The sequence below is a fragment of the Streptomyces sp. NBC_00028 genome (assembly GCF_045041065.1).
Classification (GTDB): domain Bacteria; phylum Actinomycetota; class Actinomycetes; order Streptomycetales; family Streptomycetaceae; genus Streptomyces.
In genome coordinates, this window is record NZ_CP108293.1 from 1,188,420 (window position 1) to 1,203,169 (window position 14,750).

The following is a 14,750-nucleotide window of genomic DNA, read 5'->3' on the forward strand; positions in this document are numbered from 1 at the left end:
GGCTCGTTGCGCTCGTCACTGGCCGCTGCCTCCGGTCCTTCCGGCGATGCGGTTGATGCGGTCGACGGCTCGCTCGAAGCCGCGGGTGAGGTCGTCGAAGACGTCCTGGACGCTGCGTTCGCGGTTCATCCGGCCGACGATCTGTCCCACGGGGGTGCCGAGCAGGGGCTCGACCTCGTACTTCTGGATCCGGGTCAGGGCGTCGGCGACGAGGAGTCCCTGGAGCGGCATGGGGAGCGTGCCGGGGCCGTTCGGGTCGTCCCAGGCGTCGGTCCACTCGGTGCGCAGCTGGCGGGCGGGCTTGCCGGTCAGGGCGCGGGAGCGGACGGTGTCGGAGGAGCCCGCGGCGAGGAGTTTGCGGGTCACCGCCGGTGAGGACATGTCGGCCTCGGTGCAGGTGAGCCAGAGCGAGCCCAGCCACACTCCCTGGGCGCCCAGGGCCAGCGCGGCCGCCACCTGCTGTCCGCTGCCGATGCCGCCCGCGGCCAGCACCGGCAGCGGGTCCACGGCGTCCACGACCTCCGGGGTCAGCACCATGGACGCGATCTCGCCGGTGTGTCCGCCGGCCTCGTAGCCCTGGGCGACGACGATGTCGATGCCGCCCTCCTGGTGCTTGAGCGCGTGCCGGGCGCTGCCCGCGAGCGCGGCGACGAGCACGTCCTTCTCGTGGGCGCGTGCCACGACATCCGCGGGCGGCGAGCCGAGGGCGTTGGCGAGCAGCTTGATCGGGTAGTCGAAGGCGACGTCGAGCTGGGTGCGGGCGACCTGCTCCATCCACCCGGTGATGCGCCACCCCGACGCCTCGCCCTCGGCCAGCTCGGGTACGCCGTACTTGGCGAGGGTGTCCCGGACGTACTGCCGGTGTCCCTCGGGGATCATGGCCTCGACGTCGGCCTCGGTGACGCCTTCGACCTTCTTGGCGGGCATGACGACGTCCAGGCCGTACGGCTTGCCGTCCACGTTCCCCTCGATCCAGTCGAGGTCGCGCTTGAGGTCGTCGGGGGCGGTGTAGCGGACCGCGCCGAGCACCCCGAACCCCCCGGCCCGGCTGATGGCCGCAGCGACGGCGGGGAACGGCGTGAAGCCGAAGATGGCGTGCTCGACTCCCAGTCTCTTGCTCAGCTCCGTCTGCATGGGCGCAGGATGCCGCAGTCCTCCGGAGGACGGAAGGGGTTTTCTGATGCTCCGTCAGATTCCGGGGCGGGTCCGGAGTTTCAGCGCGCGGTTAGAGTTTCCCGATGACTGATGAGGCGCACACCGGACTGTCCCGCCGTCAGCTCACCCGAAGAGCCCTCGCGCTCGGGGGCGCTCTCGCCATCGCCCCGTTCCCGGCCGGTCCCGCCGCGGCGACCGAGGCCGGCGGGAGCCGTACGCTCCGCCACGACTCCCCGGAACACGCCGGCCTCCTCCCCGGCCACCTCGCTCAACTCGTCACCGATGCCCGGACGTTCCTCGACCCCTCCCCCAAGCACCCCTGGTACGCGGGCGCCGTCCTCCTCGCCGGACGGGGCGGCACGGTCGCCCTGCACCAGCCGATCGGGACGGCGGTGCGCTACTCGGCGTACGACGAGAGGACCGACACGGGCGTCGAGTTCCCGCCCGCCGAGCAGATCCCGATGACCGAGGACACCGTCTTCGATCTGGCGTCGGTCTCCAAGCTGTTCACCTCGATCCTCGCCGTGCAGCAGATCGAGCGGGGCGGCCTTGAGCTGGAGGCGACCGTCGCCTCCTACCTCCCGGAGTTCGGCGCCGCGGGCAAGCAGGACGTGACGATCCGCCAACTCCTCACCCACACCTCGGGCTTCCGGTCCTGGATCCCGCTGTACAACGCGCCGACGTACGAGGACAAGCTCCGGCTCATCTGGAACGAGGCGCCGCTCAGTCCGCCCGGCACCAAGTACCTCTACTCCGACCTCAATCTGATCTCGCTCCAGCTCGTCCTGGAGAAGCTGACCGGTCGCACCCTGGACGCCCTGCTCCACGACGAGATCACCGGCCCGCTCGGCCTGCACCGCACCCGCTACAACCCGCCCCCCGCCTGGAAGCCGAGGATCGCGGCGACGGAGGACGCCCGTAAGCCCTGGTCGGGTCTTGACCGGGGTCTGGTGTGGGGCGAGGTGCACGACGAGAACGCGTTCAGCCTGGGCGGAGTCGCGGGCCATGCGGGGGTCTTCTCCTGCGCGTGGGACCTGGCGGTGCTCGGCAGGACCCTGCTGAACGGCGGCGCGTACCGGCGGAGTCGGATCCTGCGGCCCGACTCCGTGGAGCTGATGTTCACCGACTTCAACTCCGCCTTCCCCGGTGACGAGCACGGTCTCGGTTTCGAGCTGTACCAGCACTGGTACATGGGCGCGATGGCGACCCCGCGCACCGCGGGCCACACCGGCTTCACCGGCACCTCACTGGTCCTCGACCCGACGACCGACTCCTTCCTCGTCGTCCTGGGCAACTCGGTCCACCCGGTGCGCGGTTGGCGATCGGGCTCCGCCCCCAGGGTCGCCGCCGCCAACAACCTGGCGCGTGCCGTTCCGGTCCGCCCCCGTCACGGCCGTACCGCCTGGTTCTCCGGCATGGCGAGCGCCACGACGGCCACCCTCACGCTCCCCGCCCTCGACACCTCCACGGGCGACGCCCGGCTGCGCTGCGCCCTGTGGTGGGACACCGAACCACAGGCGGACGTCCTGGTCCTGGAGGCCACGACGGACGGCGGTACGACGTGGCAGCCGGTGCCGTTCACCACCGACGACGAGGAGCACCCCGCGGGTACGGTCACCGGCTGGTCGGGCCGGACATGGCACCGCCTGACGGCCGCGCTCCCCGCCCACCGGCAGCTGACTCTGCGCTGGCGCTACACCACGGACCGGTTGTACGTGGGGCGCGGGGCGTACGTCGACGGTCTGCGCGTCGGGACCGCCGACGTCGTTCTCTTCGACGAGTCACGACCGGCCGACTCCGCTCGGATCGCGGCCGCCGGCTGGGCTCCGACCGCCGACTGAAGGCGGCGGCCCGTCACGACCAGCCGCCGGGTAACATGTGACGGCATTACATGAGCCTTGGGAATCAACGCTGTTCGCGGGATCTCATCGCACGCGACCGTCGACCTGGGATGGCAATGGCGAACGTCTTCATCAGTCATCGCAAGGTCGACGTGTCCGACGCCGAGCGGCTCGCCGAGGGCGTCTCCGCCGCCGGGCACCAGGTGTGGTTCGACGAGTGGGAGATCGGAATCGGGGATTCCATCGTGGACCGCATCACCACCGGGCTCGAAGGAACGTCCTATCTGGTGCTCTGCTATTCGGCGGCCGGCGTCACGAGCCCGTGGATCTCCCGGGAATGGATGTCGGCCCTCCACCGTCAGTTGGACGGCTGCGGGGTCCGCATCCTGCCGGTGAGGTTCGGTGGCTCCGCCCCGGCGATTCTGGCCGATCTCCGCTACGCGGATCTCTCCCAGGACTGGGAGACGGGATTCGCGCAGCTCTTGAAGGCCATTCGCTGAACGCCTCGGGGGGCTCGATGGTCCAGATCCTGCTCGCGCATGCCGACGGCGACGAGGCGGTGGCCGCCGAGGTCGCGAAGCCGCTGGAGGACGCCGGGTACGAAGTCGTGCATCACGGCAGTCTGTTCGTCGGCGACTCCCTCGTGCAGAAGGCGTCACAGGCGATCGCGCAGGGCAGCCCGGTGGTGCTGTGCGGGACCGTCAGGGCGATCGGAACCGGCTGGGCCAACTTCCTCGTCAACGCGGCGAGACGACATCAAGAGGCGCGCATCCTCGCGCTCCAGATGGAAGAGAACGCCTATCTCGACTTCCTGACACTCGACGGCCGGATCGCCCGGTACTGGCAGGACCCCGCCAGAGCTGTCACCGAACTCCTCGCGGCGCTGTCGGAGTACTACCCGACCCGGAAACCGGCCGGCGCCGAACAGCGGCTGGACCAGCTCGAACAGCGTTATCGAGAACTCGCCCTGGAAACCTGCGACATCGTCGATCTCGCCAACTTCCCCATCGGGGACCGCGAACTCATCACCAGGGATCTGCTGCTGCGCAGTCTGTACGTGTCCCTGCGCGTCACGGTCGACATTCCGCCGGGCACGGACACGCACGACCTCGACCGGAAGCTCCAGGATCTCGAAGCGCGGCGCAAGGAGCAGGGCGAGGCACAGGACGAGGACCTCGACGAGGAGGAACAGGAAACCGGATCGCGCTTCTCGGTCGGGGAACGGCTCGACCAGTCCAAGCACCTGGTGGTCCTGGGCGACCCGGGCGCCGGGAAGAGCACCATGCTGCGGTGGATCGCGACGGCGTATCTGCTGCGTATGAAGGCCGATCCCGACTGGAGCCAGCTCCCGGACGTCGACACCCTGCCCGACGCCGACTGGCTCCCCCTTCTCATCCGCTGCCGTGATCTCGACACGAGGAGGATCACGGGGTCGCTGGAGGAAATGATCCGGCATCACCTGTGCGACACGGAGTTCTCCAGTGAAGAGGCCGCCGAACTGACCCCGCTGCTGCTGCGCCGCATGCGGGAGGGCCGGGTGCTGCTGCTCATCGACGGCCTGGACGAGATCTCGGAACCCGGTCTGCGGGCCCGGTTCTGCCGCAAGGTCGAGAAAATACATCTCGCCTTTCCCGAAGCCCCCGTCATCGTCACGTCCAGGATCGTCGGCTACCGGGAGATGAAGCTGCGGATCACCCGGGGCTTCGAACACGTCACGGTCCAGGAGCTGACGCCCCAGGACAAGGACGACTTCGCCCGCCGTTGGTGTGTGGTGACAGAGCCGCCGGCGCGGCGTGAGTCCGCGGCCCGGGAACTCATCAGCGACATCCACAGCACGGACCGTATCGAGCGCCTGACCGGCAGCCCCATGCTGCTCACCACCATGGCGCTGGTGAAGAAGAAGGTCGGGAAGCTGCCGAGCCGACGGGCGGACCTCTACCGGGAGGCCGTCGACGTGCTGCTGCACTGGCGCAGTGACGTGGACGAGCGCATGGATCCCCATGAGGCACTCCCGCAGTTGCAGTACCTCGCGTATTCCATGTGCGCGTCCGGAAGCCAGCAGATCCGACAGGACAAGGTCATCGAGATCCTGGAGCGGATGCGCAGGGAGTTCCCCGCCGTTCGCGCGGTCCGGCGGCGTTCCGCGGTCGAATTCCTGCGCCGGCTGGAACGGCAGACCGGAATCCTCGTCGAATCCGGGCACGTCGGCCATGACGGCGATCTGATCCCTGTCTACGAGTTCCGGCATCTGACCTTTCAGGAGTACCTGGCGGGCCTGGCCCTTGTCGCGCGGAGATATCCGGGACGCGATCGGCAGGTGTCCCTCGCGGAGCAGATCGGCGCGCTCACCGCGGAGACCTCCCCCGTCGAGACGTCGATGGATCACATGGAAGCCGCGATCGCGGAGAACTGGCGGGAGGCCATCCGGCTGACCGTGATGATCTGCAACGACGACGACGTGGACGGCGTTCTGCGGGCCATCGCCACGCCGCTGCCCGGGGAGGACGCGGCCACGACGGCACGAGCGCGGGCCGCGCTCGCGTGCGCCTGCCTCGCCGATGAGCCCAATGTCAGCGAGGAGGTCGCGGCCGACATCTTCACCCGGTTCGTCGCCGAACTCACCGAGCATGACGGAACCGGCCCCGCGGACACCGTTGCCGACCGCACTCTCGAAGAGGTGGGAGGCTCCAGTTGGGCCGCCGTTCTCATCCGGAGGATCGTGGCCGAATGGTTGCGTGATCCCTCCCAGCACCACCGCCTCGCCGGTCCCGCCGCGACGGTCCTGGGCCAGTCGACACCGATCGACGAAGAGGCTCTGCACGGCTGGGTCCGGAACCAGGTCGCACTCCTCGATGAGCCCGAGCCCGAGGTGGTCGTCGAAGCCTCGCTGGCCCTCATGGAGATCGCCTACACCCGGAGACTCGACCTGGTCCCCGATCTGACCTCGAAACTCACGTCCACCCTGTCCCGGGGCCCGTGCGAGGCCATTGCGGCAGCCTGGGCTCTTGGGTGGGTCAAGAAGTCCTCGACCTGGGACCCGACGACCGGCGAACTCGCGGATCTGGCCGATGCCGTGGCCTCGAGACGGCTTCCGCCCCAGGCCCTCGTGTTTCTGTTGTGGTGCTTCGACCACACCCAGGTGCCACGGAACGACGAGATGGCCCCGGCCATGATGGACGCCTACACCTCGGCCGACCGGGATGCCCGGCTGGCGATCGGCGCGAAGTACTTTGCTTTGTTTCCCCAAACGGTGGGGCCCGTCGTCCAAGCGAGCCGACACCAGCGCGCAGACGTCCGACGCGAAGCGTCCCTGCTGCTGGCACGGCTGGACGGCTCGCTGGCCATGGACTCCTTGTTGGGGGTACTGACCAACGAAGACGGGGCTGCGCACGGCGACGTCATCCAGGCGCTCGGCACGCTCGGGGACCCCCGGGCGGTGGAACCCCTGCTCGCCATCCTCACGACCCCCGACGCCACCACGAACCACGCCGTCGCCACGGCCCTCGGGGAGCTGGGCGACCCACGAGCGGTCCAGCCCCTGCTCGACGCCCTCCCCCACACCAGCGGAGAGGTGCACACCGCTGTCGTCGATGCGCTGGCGAGCCTCGGGGACCCCCGGGCGGTGGAACCCCTGCTCGCCATCCTCACGACCCCCGACGCCACCACGAACCACGCCGTCGCCACGGCCCTCGGGGAGCTGGGCGACCCACGAGCGGTCGAGCCCCTGCTCGACGCCCTCCCCCACAGCGGCAGAGCAGCGCGCAGCGCAGTGGTGACGGCACTCGGGAACCTCCGCGATCCCAGAGCCCTGGAGCCCCTGCTCGGCATACTGACCCCGGCCCGGGGCGGCGTGGATCCCGTCGTCGCGCAAGCACTCGGGCTTCTCGGTGACTCCCGGGCGGTGCAGCCCCTGCTCGACGCTCTGCCCCACGCCAGTGGCGCACCGGCCAAGGCGGTCGTGGAAGCGCTGGGCCGTCTGGGCAACCGCAGGGCCGTGGAACCCCTGCTGAGCGCGCTCAGGGTTGCTGCCGCCGCATCACCTCGGGACGACGACCTGCTGGTGCACCTGGTCGAGGCACTCGCCGGCATCGGCGATCCACGGGCGCTCCAGCCGCTGTCGGAACTGGAGGCGGACCCATATTCCCGACTCCGTTTCCGAGTGTTCACGGCACGGATGGAGCTGGGTGACACAAGGGCCCGCGCGGCGCTGGAAGAGGCCATGACCCACAGCAGTGAGATGACACGGTGTGACGCACTCTGGACCCTTGCGTCCCTGGAGAGCGACCAAGTCGACCAGGTGCTGCTCTCCAGGGACCGTGACGGCGCCGCCCCCGGAATCGACCCTCAGCAGAAGATCACGGAGTCGGCCCTCCCGGCGTACGCCCATGCCGTCCGGCTTCCGCTCCGACAAGTCCGTTCCCGATACGAGGAGTTGGCGAAGCGTTACCCACTCACGCTCGCCTGGCTCCCGCCATCGACCTGACGGCCCGGCCGTCACAGGGCGCTCTCAAACCCCCACGGCCTCCAGCACCGCCATCGCCGCATTGTGCCCCGGCACCCCGCTCACCCCGCCCCCGCGCACCGCGCCCGCCCCGCACAACAGCACGTTGGCGTGCGCGGTCTCCACGCCCCAGCGGCCGGTGTTGTCCTGGGTGTAGGGCCAGGACAGTTCGCGGTGGAAGATGTTGCCGCCGGGGAGGCGCAGGTCGCGTTCCAGGTCGAGGGGGGTCTTGGCCTCGATGCAGGGGCGGCCCTCGGCGTCCACGGCCAGGCAGTCGGTGATCGGTTCCTCCAGGTGGGCGTCGAGTTGGGCGACGGTCGCCTTCAACAGCTCCTCGCGCACACCGGAGTTGTCGGCGTCGAAGAGCCGCGCGGGCGTGTGCAGTCCGAAGAGCGTCAGGGTCTGGTAGCCCTGCTCCACCAGCTCGGGGCCCAGGATCGACGGGTCCGTCAGCGAGTGGCAGTAGATCTCCGAGGGCGGCGCGGAGGGCAGGCGGCCCGCCGAGGCCTCCGCGTGGGCGGTGGCCAGCTGCTCGTACCCCTCGGCGATGTGGAAGGTGCCCGCGAACGCCTCGCGCGGATCGACGGTGCTGTCGCGCAGCCTGGGCAGCCGCTTGAGCAGCATGTTCACCTTGAGCTGGGCGCCCTCGGCGGGGGCCGGGGGCGCGTCGCCGGTCAGTTCGGCCAGGGCCTGCGGGGAGGCGTTCACCAGGACGTGCCGGGCCGCGACGACGCTCTCGCCGTCGGCCGTACGGTACGTCACCTCCGCCGTACGCCCGTCCGTGGCGATCCGCACCGCCTCGTGCCCGGTGGCGAGGACCGCGCCGGCGTTCCGTGCCGCCGCGGCCAGGGCGTCCGTCAGGGCACCCATGCCGCCGACCGGCACGTCCCAGGCGCCGGTGCCGCCGCCGATCACGTGGTAGAGGAAGCAGCGGTTCTGCGCGAGGGAGGGGTCGTGGGCGTCGGCGAAGGTGCCGATCAGGGCGTCGGTGAGGACGACCCCCCGGACCAGGTCGTCCGCGAAGCGGTCCTCCACGGCGACGCCGATCGGTTCCTCGAACAGGGCCCGCCAGGCCTCCTCGTCGTCCACCCGGCGGCGCAGTTCCTCGCGGGTGGGCAGCGGTTCGGTGAGGGTGGGGAAGATCCGTTCGGCGACGCGGCCGGTCATGCCGTAGAACCGCTGCCAGGCCTGGTACTCGTGCTCGCCGCCGGTGAGCCGCGCGAAGGCCTCGCGGGTGCGCCGCTCGCCGCCGCCCACGAGGAGGCCGGTCGGCTGTCCGTCCCGCTCCGCGGGGGTGTACGAGGAGATCGTGCGCGTACGGACGCGGAAGTCCAGGCCCAGATCCCGCACGATCTTCTTGGGGAGCAGGCTGACCAGGTAGGAGTAGCGCGACAGCCGGGCGTCGACGCCGTCGAACGGCCGGGTGGAGATCGCGGCGCCGCCGGTGTGGTCCAGCCGCTCCAGGACCAGGACGGACCGTCCGGCCCGCGCGAGGTAGGCGGCGGCGACGAGGCCGTTGTGTCCGCCGCCGACGATCACGACGTCGTACGTGTGTCCAGGGAGTGCAGGCATGCCCCTTCGTAACACGTGGTGATCTAGGTCGGCCAGAGGGACGACGCACCTTGCGGCGGGGTACAGACTCGTCGCGTGGAGCACACGCGGCAGCACATGCACGACCTGATCGACCATCTGGTGCGGGCCGGGAACGCGGTCCGGTACCACCCGTCGTCCGCCGTCGACCCGTTCTGGCATCACCAGGGCGGGCCAGAGTGTTCCTCGAACGCCCGATCGACTTCGCGGTGGCCCGGGCGGCCCCGGGTCAGCCGGAGGAGCTCGGGTTCGCCGAGGACGAGGACCGGATCTCCTGTCTGCGGTGCTGGAGCGTGATCACCGGCTCGGATCATCCGTTTCCGGAGTTCCCGGGCCGCCCGCGCTGAGGCGGCGTCCTCCCGTTCAGCCGCCGCCCGCCGCGTGCTGCTGCCGCAGCACCGCCACCCTGCGGTACAGCTCGACCGCCTCCGCGCCGCGGCCGAGCTGCTCCAGGCAGTGCGCCTCGTCGTTGCGGCTGGCGAGGGTGTCGGGGTGGCCGGCGCCGAGGACGCGTTCGCGGGCGGTGGCGACCCTGCGGTACTCGGTCAGGGCGTCGGCCCAGCGGCCCAGCCAGCCGAGGCCGACGGCGACCTCACGGCGGCTGACCAGGGTGTCGGGGTGCTCGGGGCCGAGGACGCGCTCACGGATGGCGCAGACGTCGCGGGACTCGGCGAGCGCCTCCTCCCAGCGGCCGAGGCGGCCCAGGTTGACGCCGAGGCCGTGGCGGGCGCGCAGGGTCTCGGGGTGGGCGGGGCCGTTCACCCGGGTGCGGTCCTCGATGAGGTCGCGGTAGAGCTGGAGAGCCTCGGCGCTGCGGCCCAGGCGGCCGAGGCTGATGCCGACCTCGTAGCGGGCGGCGAGGGTGTCGGGATGGTCGGGGCCAAGGGCCTGGGCGCGGGCCTCGGCGACCTCGTGGTAGGTCTGGAGGGCCTCCGGCCAGCGCCCCAACTGTCCGAGCGCGTAAGCGACTTCGTAGCGGGTGACGAGGGTGTCGGGATGCCCGGCGCCCAGGACGCGGGCGCGGGCGACGGCCACGTCCTCGGCCATGCGGTAGGAATCCTCCAGGCGGCCGAGGCGGCTGAGGTTGAAGGCCAGGTTGTGGCGGCAGCGCAGGGTGTCGGGATGGTCGGCGCCCATCGTCCGCTCGCGGGCGGCGAGGACGGACGTGTAAACCTGGTGGGCGTCGAAGTGGCGGCCCAACTGGCCCAGTACGTACGCCATTTCCTGGCGGGCGGCGAGGGTGTCGGCATGGTCGGGGCCGAGGGCGAGGCTGCGGGCGCGGGCGACGTGTTTGTACTCGCGCAGGGCATCGGCGGCGCGGCCGGTGCGGGAGAGGGTGAAGGCGACCTCGTAGCGGCTGGCGAGGGTGTCGGGGTGCTCGGGGCCGAGGAGTTGCTCGCGTTCGGCGGCGACCGCGCGGTGCACCTCGCCCGCCTCCGCCCAGCGGCCGAGGCGGCCCAGGGTGAGCCCGGCGTTGTGGCGGCCGGTCAGGGCGGTGACCGTTTCCCGGGGCGGTTCGTCCGGAGCGGGGTCGAGGGGCCGAGGGAGGATGGGTGCGCCGGTGCCCCGGGAGGACGCCGGCCTCGGGATCCACTCGCCGGTCAGGGCGGCACCGTCCACGGGCCGCGGGGTGGCGGCGCCGGGACCGACGGCCTTGTGGCCGGTGGTCATGCCGCGGGTCCAGGACGGCAGGCGGGTGCGGCGGTCCGGTGGTTCGAGGGCCGGGCGGAGCGTCGGCTGAGGGGTCACCAGAGTGGGCACGTACGTCTGCCCGAGCCGAGGATGCTTGGCTGACGCGTGGTCCACCTCGCCCGTACGGCCCACGCTGATCCGGCGCGCCACCTCACGGGCGTCGTAGGGGCGTTGGTCGGGCAGCTTGGCCAGCAGGTCCAGGATGATCTTCTCGAAGTACGGCGGCACCTCGGCGCGGTGGCTGCGCGGTGGACGGGGTGGCGTGTCGCGGTGGCCGACGAGGATCGCCCAGGCGTCGTCGAGGTCGAACGGCGGTGCCCCGGTGGTGATCTCGTACAGCACGCACCCCAGCGAGTACAGGTCGCTGCGCTGGTCGACCTCGGAGCCGCCGATCTGCTCCGGCGACATGTAGTGCGGAGTGCCCATCGCGATGCCGGTGCCGGTGAGCCGGGAGGTGAAGCCGATGTCGTGGCCGAGCCGGGCGATGCCGAAGTCGCAGATCTTCACGGTGCCGTCGGCCAGCCGCATGATGTTGGCGGGCTTCAGATCGCGGTGCACGATGCCCTGCTCGTGGGTGTAGGCGAGCGCGGCGGCGACCTGGTCGGCGATGTCGACGACGTCCGGGACGGGCAGTGGATGATGTCGGTTGTCCTCCAGGAGCTGGCTGAGGTTGCGGCCCTCCAGCAGCTCCATGACGAGGAAGAGGATGCCGTCGGACTCGCCGAAGTCATGGACGACGGTGACCCCCCGATGCTGGAGGGCGGCGGCGACGCGGGCCTCCCGCCGGAACCGCTCGCGCAGGACGCGGGTGAAGGACTGGTCGTGGGAGGGGCCGAGCGGTTTGAGGCACTTCACGGCGACCTGGCGGCCCAGCGACTCGTCGCGGGCCCGCCACACCTCGCCCATGCCGCCGCGGCCAATCAGGTCGAGCAATCGGTAGCGGCCCTGGATCAGCTTGCTGTCCCCCATCTGCTGCGATCGCCCCCGTCGAAGTCGCCCGCCCCTGGCCCGTCCAGTATGGCGAGCTATCTCCCGACTTTGTACGGTGCCGGGCGGGAGCCGGGGCCGAGCCGTGACATGGCCCGCAGGATGTGTTTGGGCGGCAGTTGCCAGCGCAGACGTGCGGGAACAGCGCGCAACAGGGTGCCCGTGCGACGCAACTGGCGGGTGACGGTGGCGGGTTCCGGGGCGGGTCTGCCGTACAGATCGTGGGCGTACGGCGGCAGAGCGGCGTACGCCAGATGTGCCACGCGCCGCCACAGCACCTCGCGCGCCGGGACGAGCAGGGGGTGCGTCGGTGGGCGGAGCAGGAAGTCGTCGACCGCGCGTGCCTCGGGCCCGGCGGTGAGTTCGGGTCCGACCTTCTCGAAGTAGGCGGCCATCTCGGCCTGGTTCGCGGGTACGGCGTCGGGGTCGAGGCCCACCAGCCGGGCGCTGACGCGGTGTTCGGCGATGTAGCGGTCGGCCTGTTCGTCGGTGAGGTGGAAGCCGGAGCGGCGGCCGACCTGGAGATAGGAGTCGATCTCGGCGCAGTGCACCCACAGCAGCAGCTCGGGTTCGCCGACCCCGTAGGTCTCCCCGGTGTCGGGATCGGTGGCGGACAGCATGCTGTGGATCTTCCGGACGCGGGCGCCCGCCCGTTCGGCCGCCGCCGTGGTGCCGTACGTCGTGGTGCCGACGAAGTTCGCGGTGCGCAGCAGCCGGCCCCAGGCGTCCTGCCGGAAGTCGGAGTTCTGCATGACTCCGCGCACGGCACGGGGATGCAGGGCCTGGAGGTAGAGCGCGCGGACGCCCGCGACCCACATCATCGGGTCGCCGTGCAACTGCCAGGTCACCGAGTTCGGGGTGAACAGCCCGGGATCTCCCATACCCGCAGGCTAACGCCGAACCCTCGGCATCCCCAGACCGATCCACGAGATGATCTCCCGCTGGATCTCGTTGTTGCCGCCGCCGAAGGTGAAGATGACCGCGGAACGGTAGCCGCGCTCCAGCTCGCCGTGGAGCACGGAGCCCGCGGAGCCCTCCTTCAGGGCGCCGGCGGCCGCGACCACCTCCATGAGCCAGGCGTAGGCGTCCCGGCGGGCCTCGGAGCCGTAGACCTTGACCGCGGAGGCGTCCTGGGGGGTGAGTGTGCCGTTCTGCACGGCGTGGACCATCTGCCAGTTGAGCAGCTTCATCGCGTCGAGCTTCACATGGGTCTGGGCGAGTCGGCGGCGCACCCAGGGCAGGTCGACGACGCGGCGGCCGTCGGCGAGCTTGGTCTCCATGGCCCAGCGCTGGACGTCGTGCAGGGCGCGGATGGCCATGGTGCCGTGTGCGGCGAGGGTGACGCGCTCGTGATTGAGCTGGTTGGTGATCAGCCGCCAGCCCTGGTTCTCGGCGCCGACCCGGCGGGCGACGGGGACACGGATGTCCTCGTAGTAGCTGGCGGTGGTGTCGTGGCCGGCGAGGGTGTTGATGACGGTGCAGGAGTAGCCGGGGTCGGTGGTCGGCACGAGGAGCATGGTGATGCCCTTGTGCGGCGGGGCGTCGGGGTCGGTGCGGGTGGCGAGCCAGACCCAGTCGGCGGTGTCGCCGTTGGTGGTCCAGATCTTCTGCCCGTTGACGACGTACTCGTCCCCTTCGCGCACCGCGCGCGTCTTCAGGGAGGCGAGGTCGGTGCCGGCGTCGGGCTCGCTGTAGCCGATCGCGAAGTCGAGCTCGCCGGAGAGGATCCCGGGGAGGAAGTACGCCTTCTGCTCGTCGGTGCCGTACTGCATGATCGTCGGCCCTACGGTGTTCAGCGCCATCAGCGGCAGCGGTACGCCGGCCTGGGCGGCCTCGTCGAAGAAGATGAACTGCTCCATCGCGGTCAGGCCACGGCCGCCGTACTCCTTCGGCCAGCCCACGCCCAGCCAGCGGTCGGCGCCCAGGCGGCGGACGGTCTCACGGTAGAAGCGCTTCTGCTCCCGCCGGTCGCCGTGCCGGGCGTTGGCGTCGGTCGGCACCAACTCGGCGAAGTACGCGCGCAGTTCGGTGCGCAGCCGCTGCTGCTCGGGTGTGTATGCGAGATGCACGGCGCCTCCAGGCTCCCCGGAACCGGTCCTGTCGGCGCACACGGTAGAACGTGTTCCAGAAATAGGGAATGGCGAGGCGGTACCGAGGCATATGAAACGGGCCCCCGCGTGGCGGGGGCCCGTTTCGGTGCTGAACTGCTCAGTGAATGACGGGAGTCGGCTGACTCCCGGCACCCGCCGACCGCTCGGCCGGCTTCGGCGCCAGCTGCCGCTCCGCCAGCAGCCCGAAGACCAGCCCGAAGGAGGTCCACAGGGTCACCTGCACGGCGAGCGCCGCGAGCCGGTACTGCCACAACAGGGCGGCCGGGAAGTGCTCCGGCACCTCGTTGAACGACGGCAGGAACGCGTACGCCAGACCGACGACGAGGACGAAGAACGCGCCCGCGGCGAGGGTGGCGTTCCAGTTGCCGAGGCGGGGTGCGAGCCGCTTGCCCAGGATGACCGTGCCCACCGTCAGCAGCACGCTGAGGACGATCATCAGGAAGAACAGCGCGGTCCGCTGGTTGAGCGTGTCGGGGTCGCCGACGGCCGGCGGGTTGGCCGGGTACTTGAGGAACGGCACGACGTACACCGCGACCAGGCCGGCGACCGCCAGGAGCAGCGCGCTCGCGCGCGGCCCGAAGCGGCCGATCCGGCCGAGCGCGAAGCAGTACGCGAGCGCCGCGATGCCGCCGAAGGCGACCCCGTAGACGAGGACACCGGTGGACAGGCCCGCGGTGGACTGGAGCGTACGGCTGAAGAGTTCCTCGCCGCCGTGCTCGTGGGCGTGGCTCTCCTCGAAGGCGATGGCCTGATCGACGCGTGGCTCCCCGAGGAAGTACGCGACGACGAGCGCGGCCAGGCCCGCGACGAGGCCCGCGAGCATGCCGCGGACCAGGAGGTTTCTGACAGTTGCGGAGTTCATGCGCGGATACG

At 70.8% G+C, this 14,750-nt stretch carries 10 protein-coding genes; 4 read left to right on the top strand and 6 right to left on the bottom strand.

Going from position 1 to position 14,750, the window contains the following annotated elements; translation table 11 throughout:
- Nucleotides 1-15: 15 nt before the first annotated feature.
- Nucleotides 16-1,134, bottom strand: coding sequence for an NAD(P)H-dependent flavin oxidoreductase (locus OG885_RS05275; RefSeq protein WP_405726737.1), 1,119 nt, complete (start codon nt 1,132-1,134; stop codon nt 16-18).
- A 104-nt stretch (nt 1,135-1,238) separates the two neighbouring features.
- On the opposite strand from OG885_RS05275, the gene OG885_RS05280 reads away from it, so the two are divergent.
- The 3 genes from OG885_RS05280 to OG885_RS05290 all read left to right on the top strand — a co-directional run bounded on the left by OG885_RS05280 (nt 1,239) and on the right by OG885_RS05290 (nt 7,479).
- Nucleotides 1,239-2,996, top strand: coding sequence for a serine hydrolase (locus tag OG885_RS05280; RefSeq protein ID WP_405726740.1), 1,758 nt, complete (start codon nt 1,239-1,241; stop codon nt 2,994-2,996).
- A gap of 116 nt (nt 2,997-3,112) precedes the next feature.
- Nucleotides 3,113-3,496, top strand: coding sequence for a toll/interleukin-1 receptor domain-containing protein (locus OG885_RS05285; RefSeq protein WP_405726743.1), 384 nt, complete (start codon nt 3,113-3,115; stop codon nt 3,494-3,496).
- A gap of 17 nt (nt 3,497-3,513) precedes the next feature.
- Nucleotides 3,514-7,479 (top strand): HEAT repeat domain-containing protein, encoded by a 3,966-nt coding sequence (locus tag OG885_RS05290; protein ID WP_405726746.1) that lies wholly within the window; start codon nt 3,514-3,516, stop codon nt 7,477-7,479.
- A gap of 24 nt (nt 7,480-7,503) precedes the next feature.
- On the opposite strand, the gene OG885_RS05295 is transcribed toward OG885_RS05290, so the two are convergent.
- A complete protein-coding gene (locus OG885_RS05295; protein WP_405726749.1) occupies nt 7,504-9,069 on the bottom strand; it encodes a phytoene desaturase family protein in 1,566 nt (521 codons plus the stop codon).
- 197 nt (nt 9,070-9,266) lie between these two features.
- Between OG885_RS05295 and OG885_RS05300 the strand changes: the two genes are divergently transcribed.
- Nucleotides 9,267-9,434: a hypothetical protein gene (locus tag OG885_RS05300; RefSeq protein WP_405726752.1), complete on the top strand. Its 168-nt coding sequence runs from the start codon at nt 9,267-9,269 to the stop codon at nt 9,432-9,434.
- Nucleotides 9,435-9,450: 16 nt separating this feature from the next.
- Here OG885_RS05300 and OG885_RS05305 read toward each other — a convergent pair whose 3' ends face one another.
- The 4 genes from OG885_RS05305 to OG885_RS05320 all read right to left on the bottom strand — a co-directional run bounded on the left by OG885_RS05305 (nt 9,451) and on the right by OG885_RS05320 (nt 14,739).
- Nucleotides 9,451-11,748, bottom strand: a complete 2,298-nt coding sequence (locus OG885_RS05305) for a tetratricopeptide repeat protein (RefSeq protein ID WP_405726755.1) — start codon at nt 11,746-11,748, stop codon at nt 9,451-9,453.
- Between the two features lie 56 nt (nt 11,749-11,804).
- Nucleotides 11,805-12,647, bottom strand: coding sequence for an oxygenase MpaB family protein (locus OG885_RS05310; protein ID WP_405726758.1), 843 nt, complete (start codon nt 12,645-12,647; stop codon nt 11,805-11,807).
- Between the two features lie 9 nt (nt 12,648-12,656).
- Nucleotides 12,657-13,835, bottom strand: a complete 1,179-nt coding sequence (locus OG885_RS05315) for an acyl-CoA dehydrogenase family protein (protein ID WP_405726761.1) — start codon at nt 13,833-13,835, stop codon at nt 12,657-12,659.
- 139 nt (nt 13,836-13,974) lie between these two features.
- A complete protein-coding gene (locus OG885_RS05320) occupies nt 13,975-14,739 on the bottom strand; it encodes a CbtA family protein (protein WP_405726764.1) in 765 nt (254 codons plus the stop codon).
- Nucleotides 14,740-14,750: the final 11 nt, after the last annotated feature.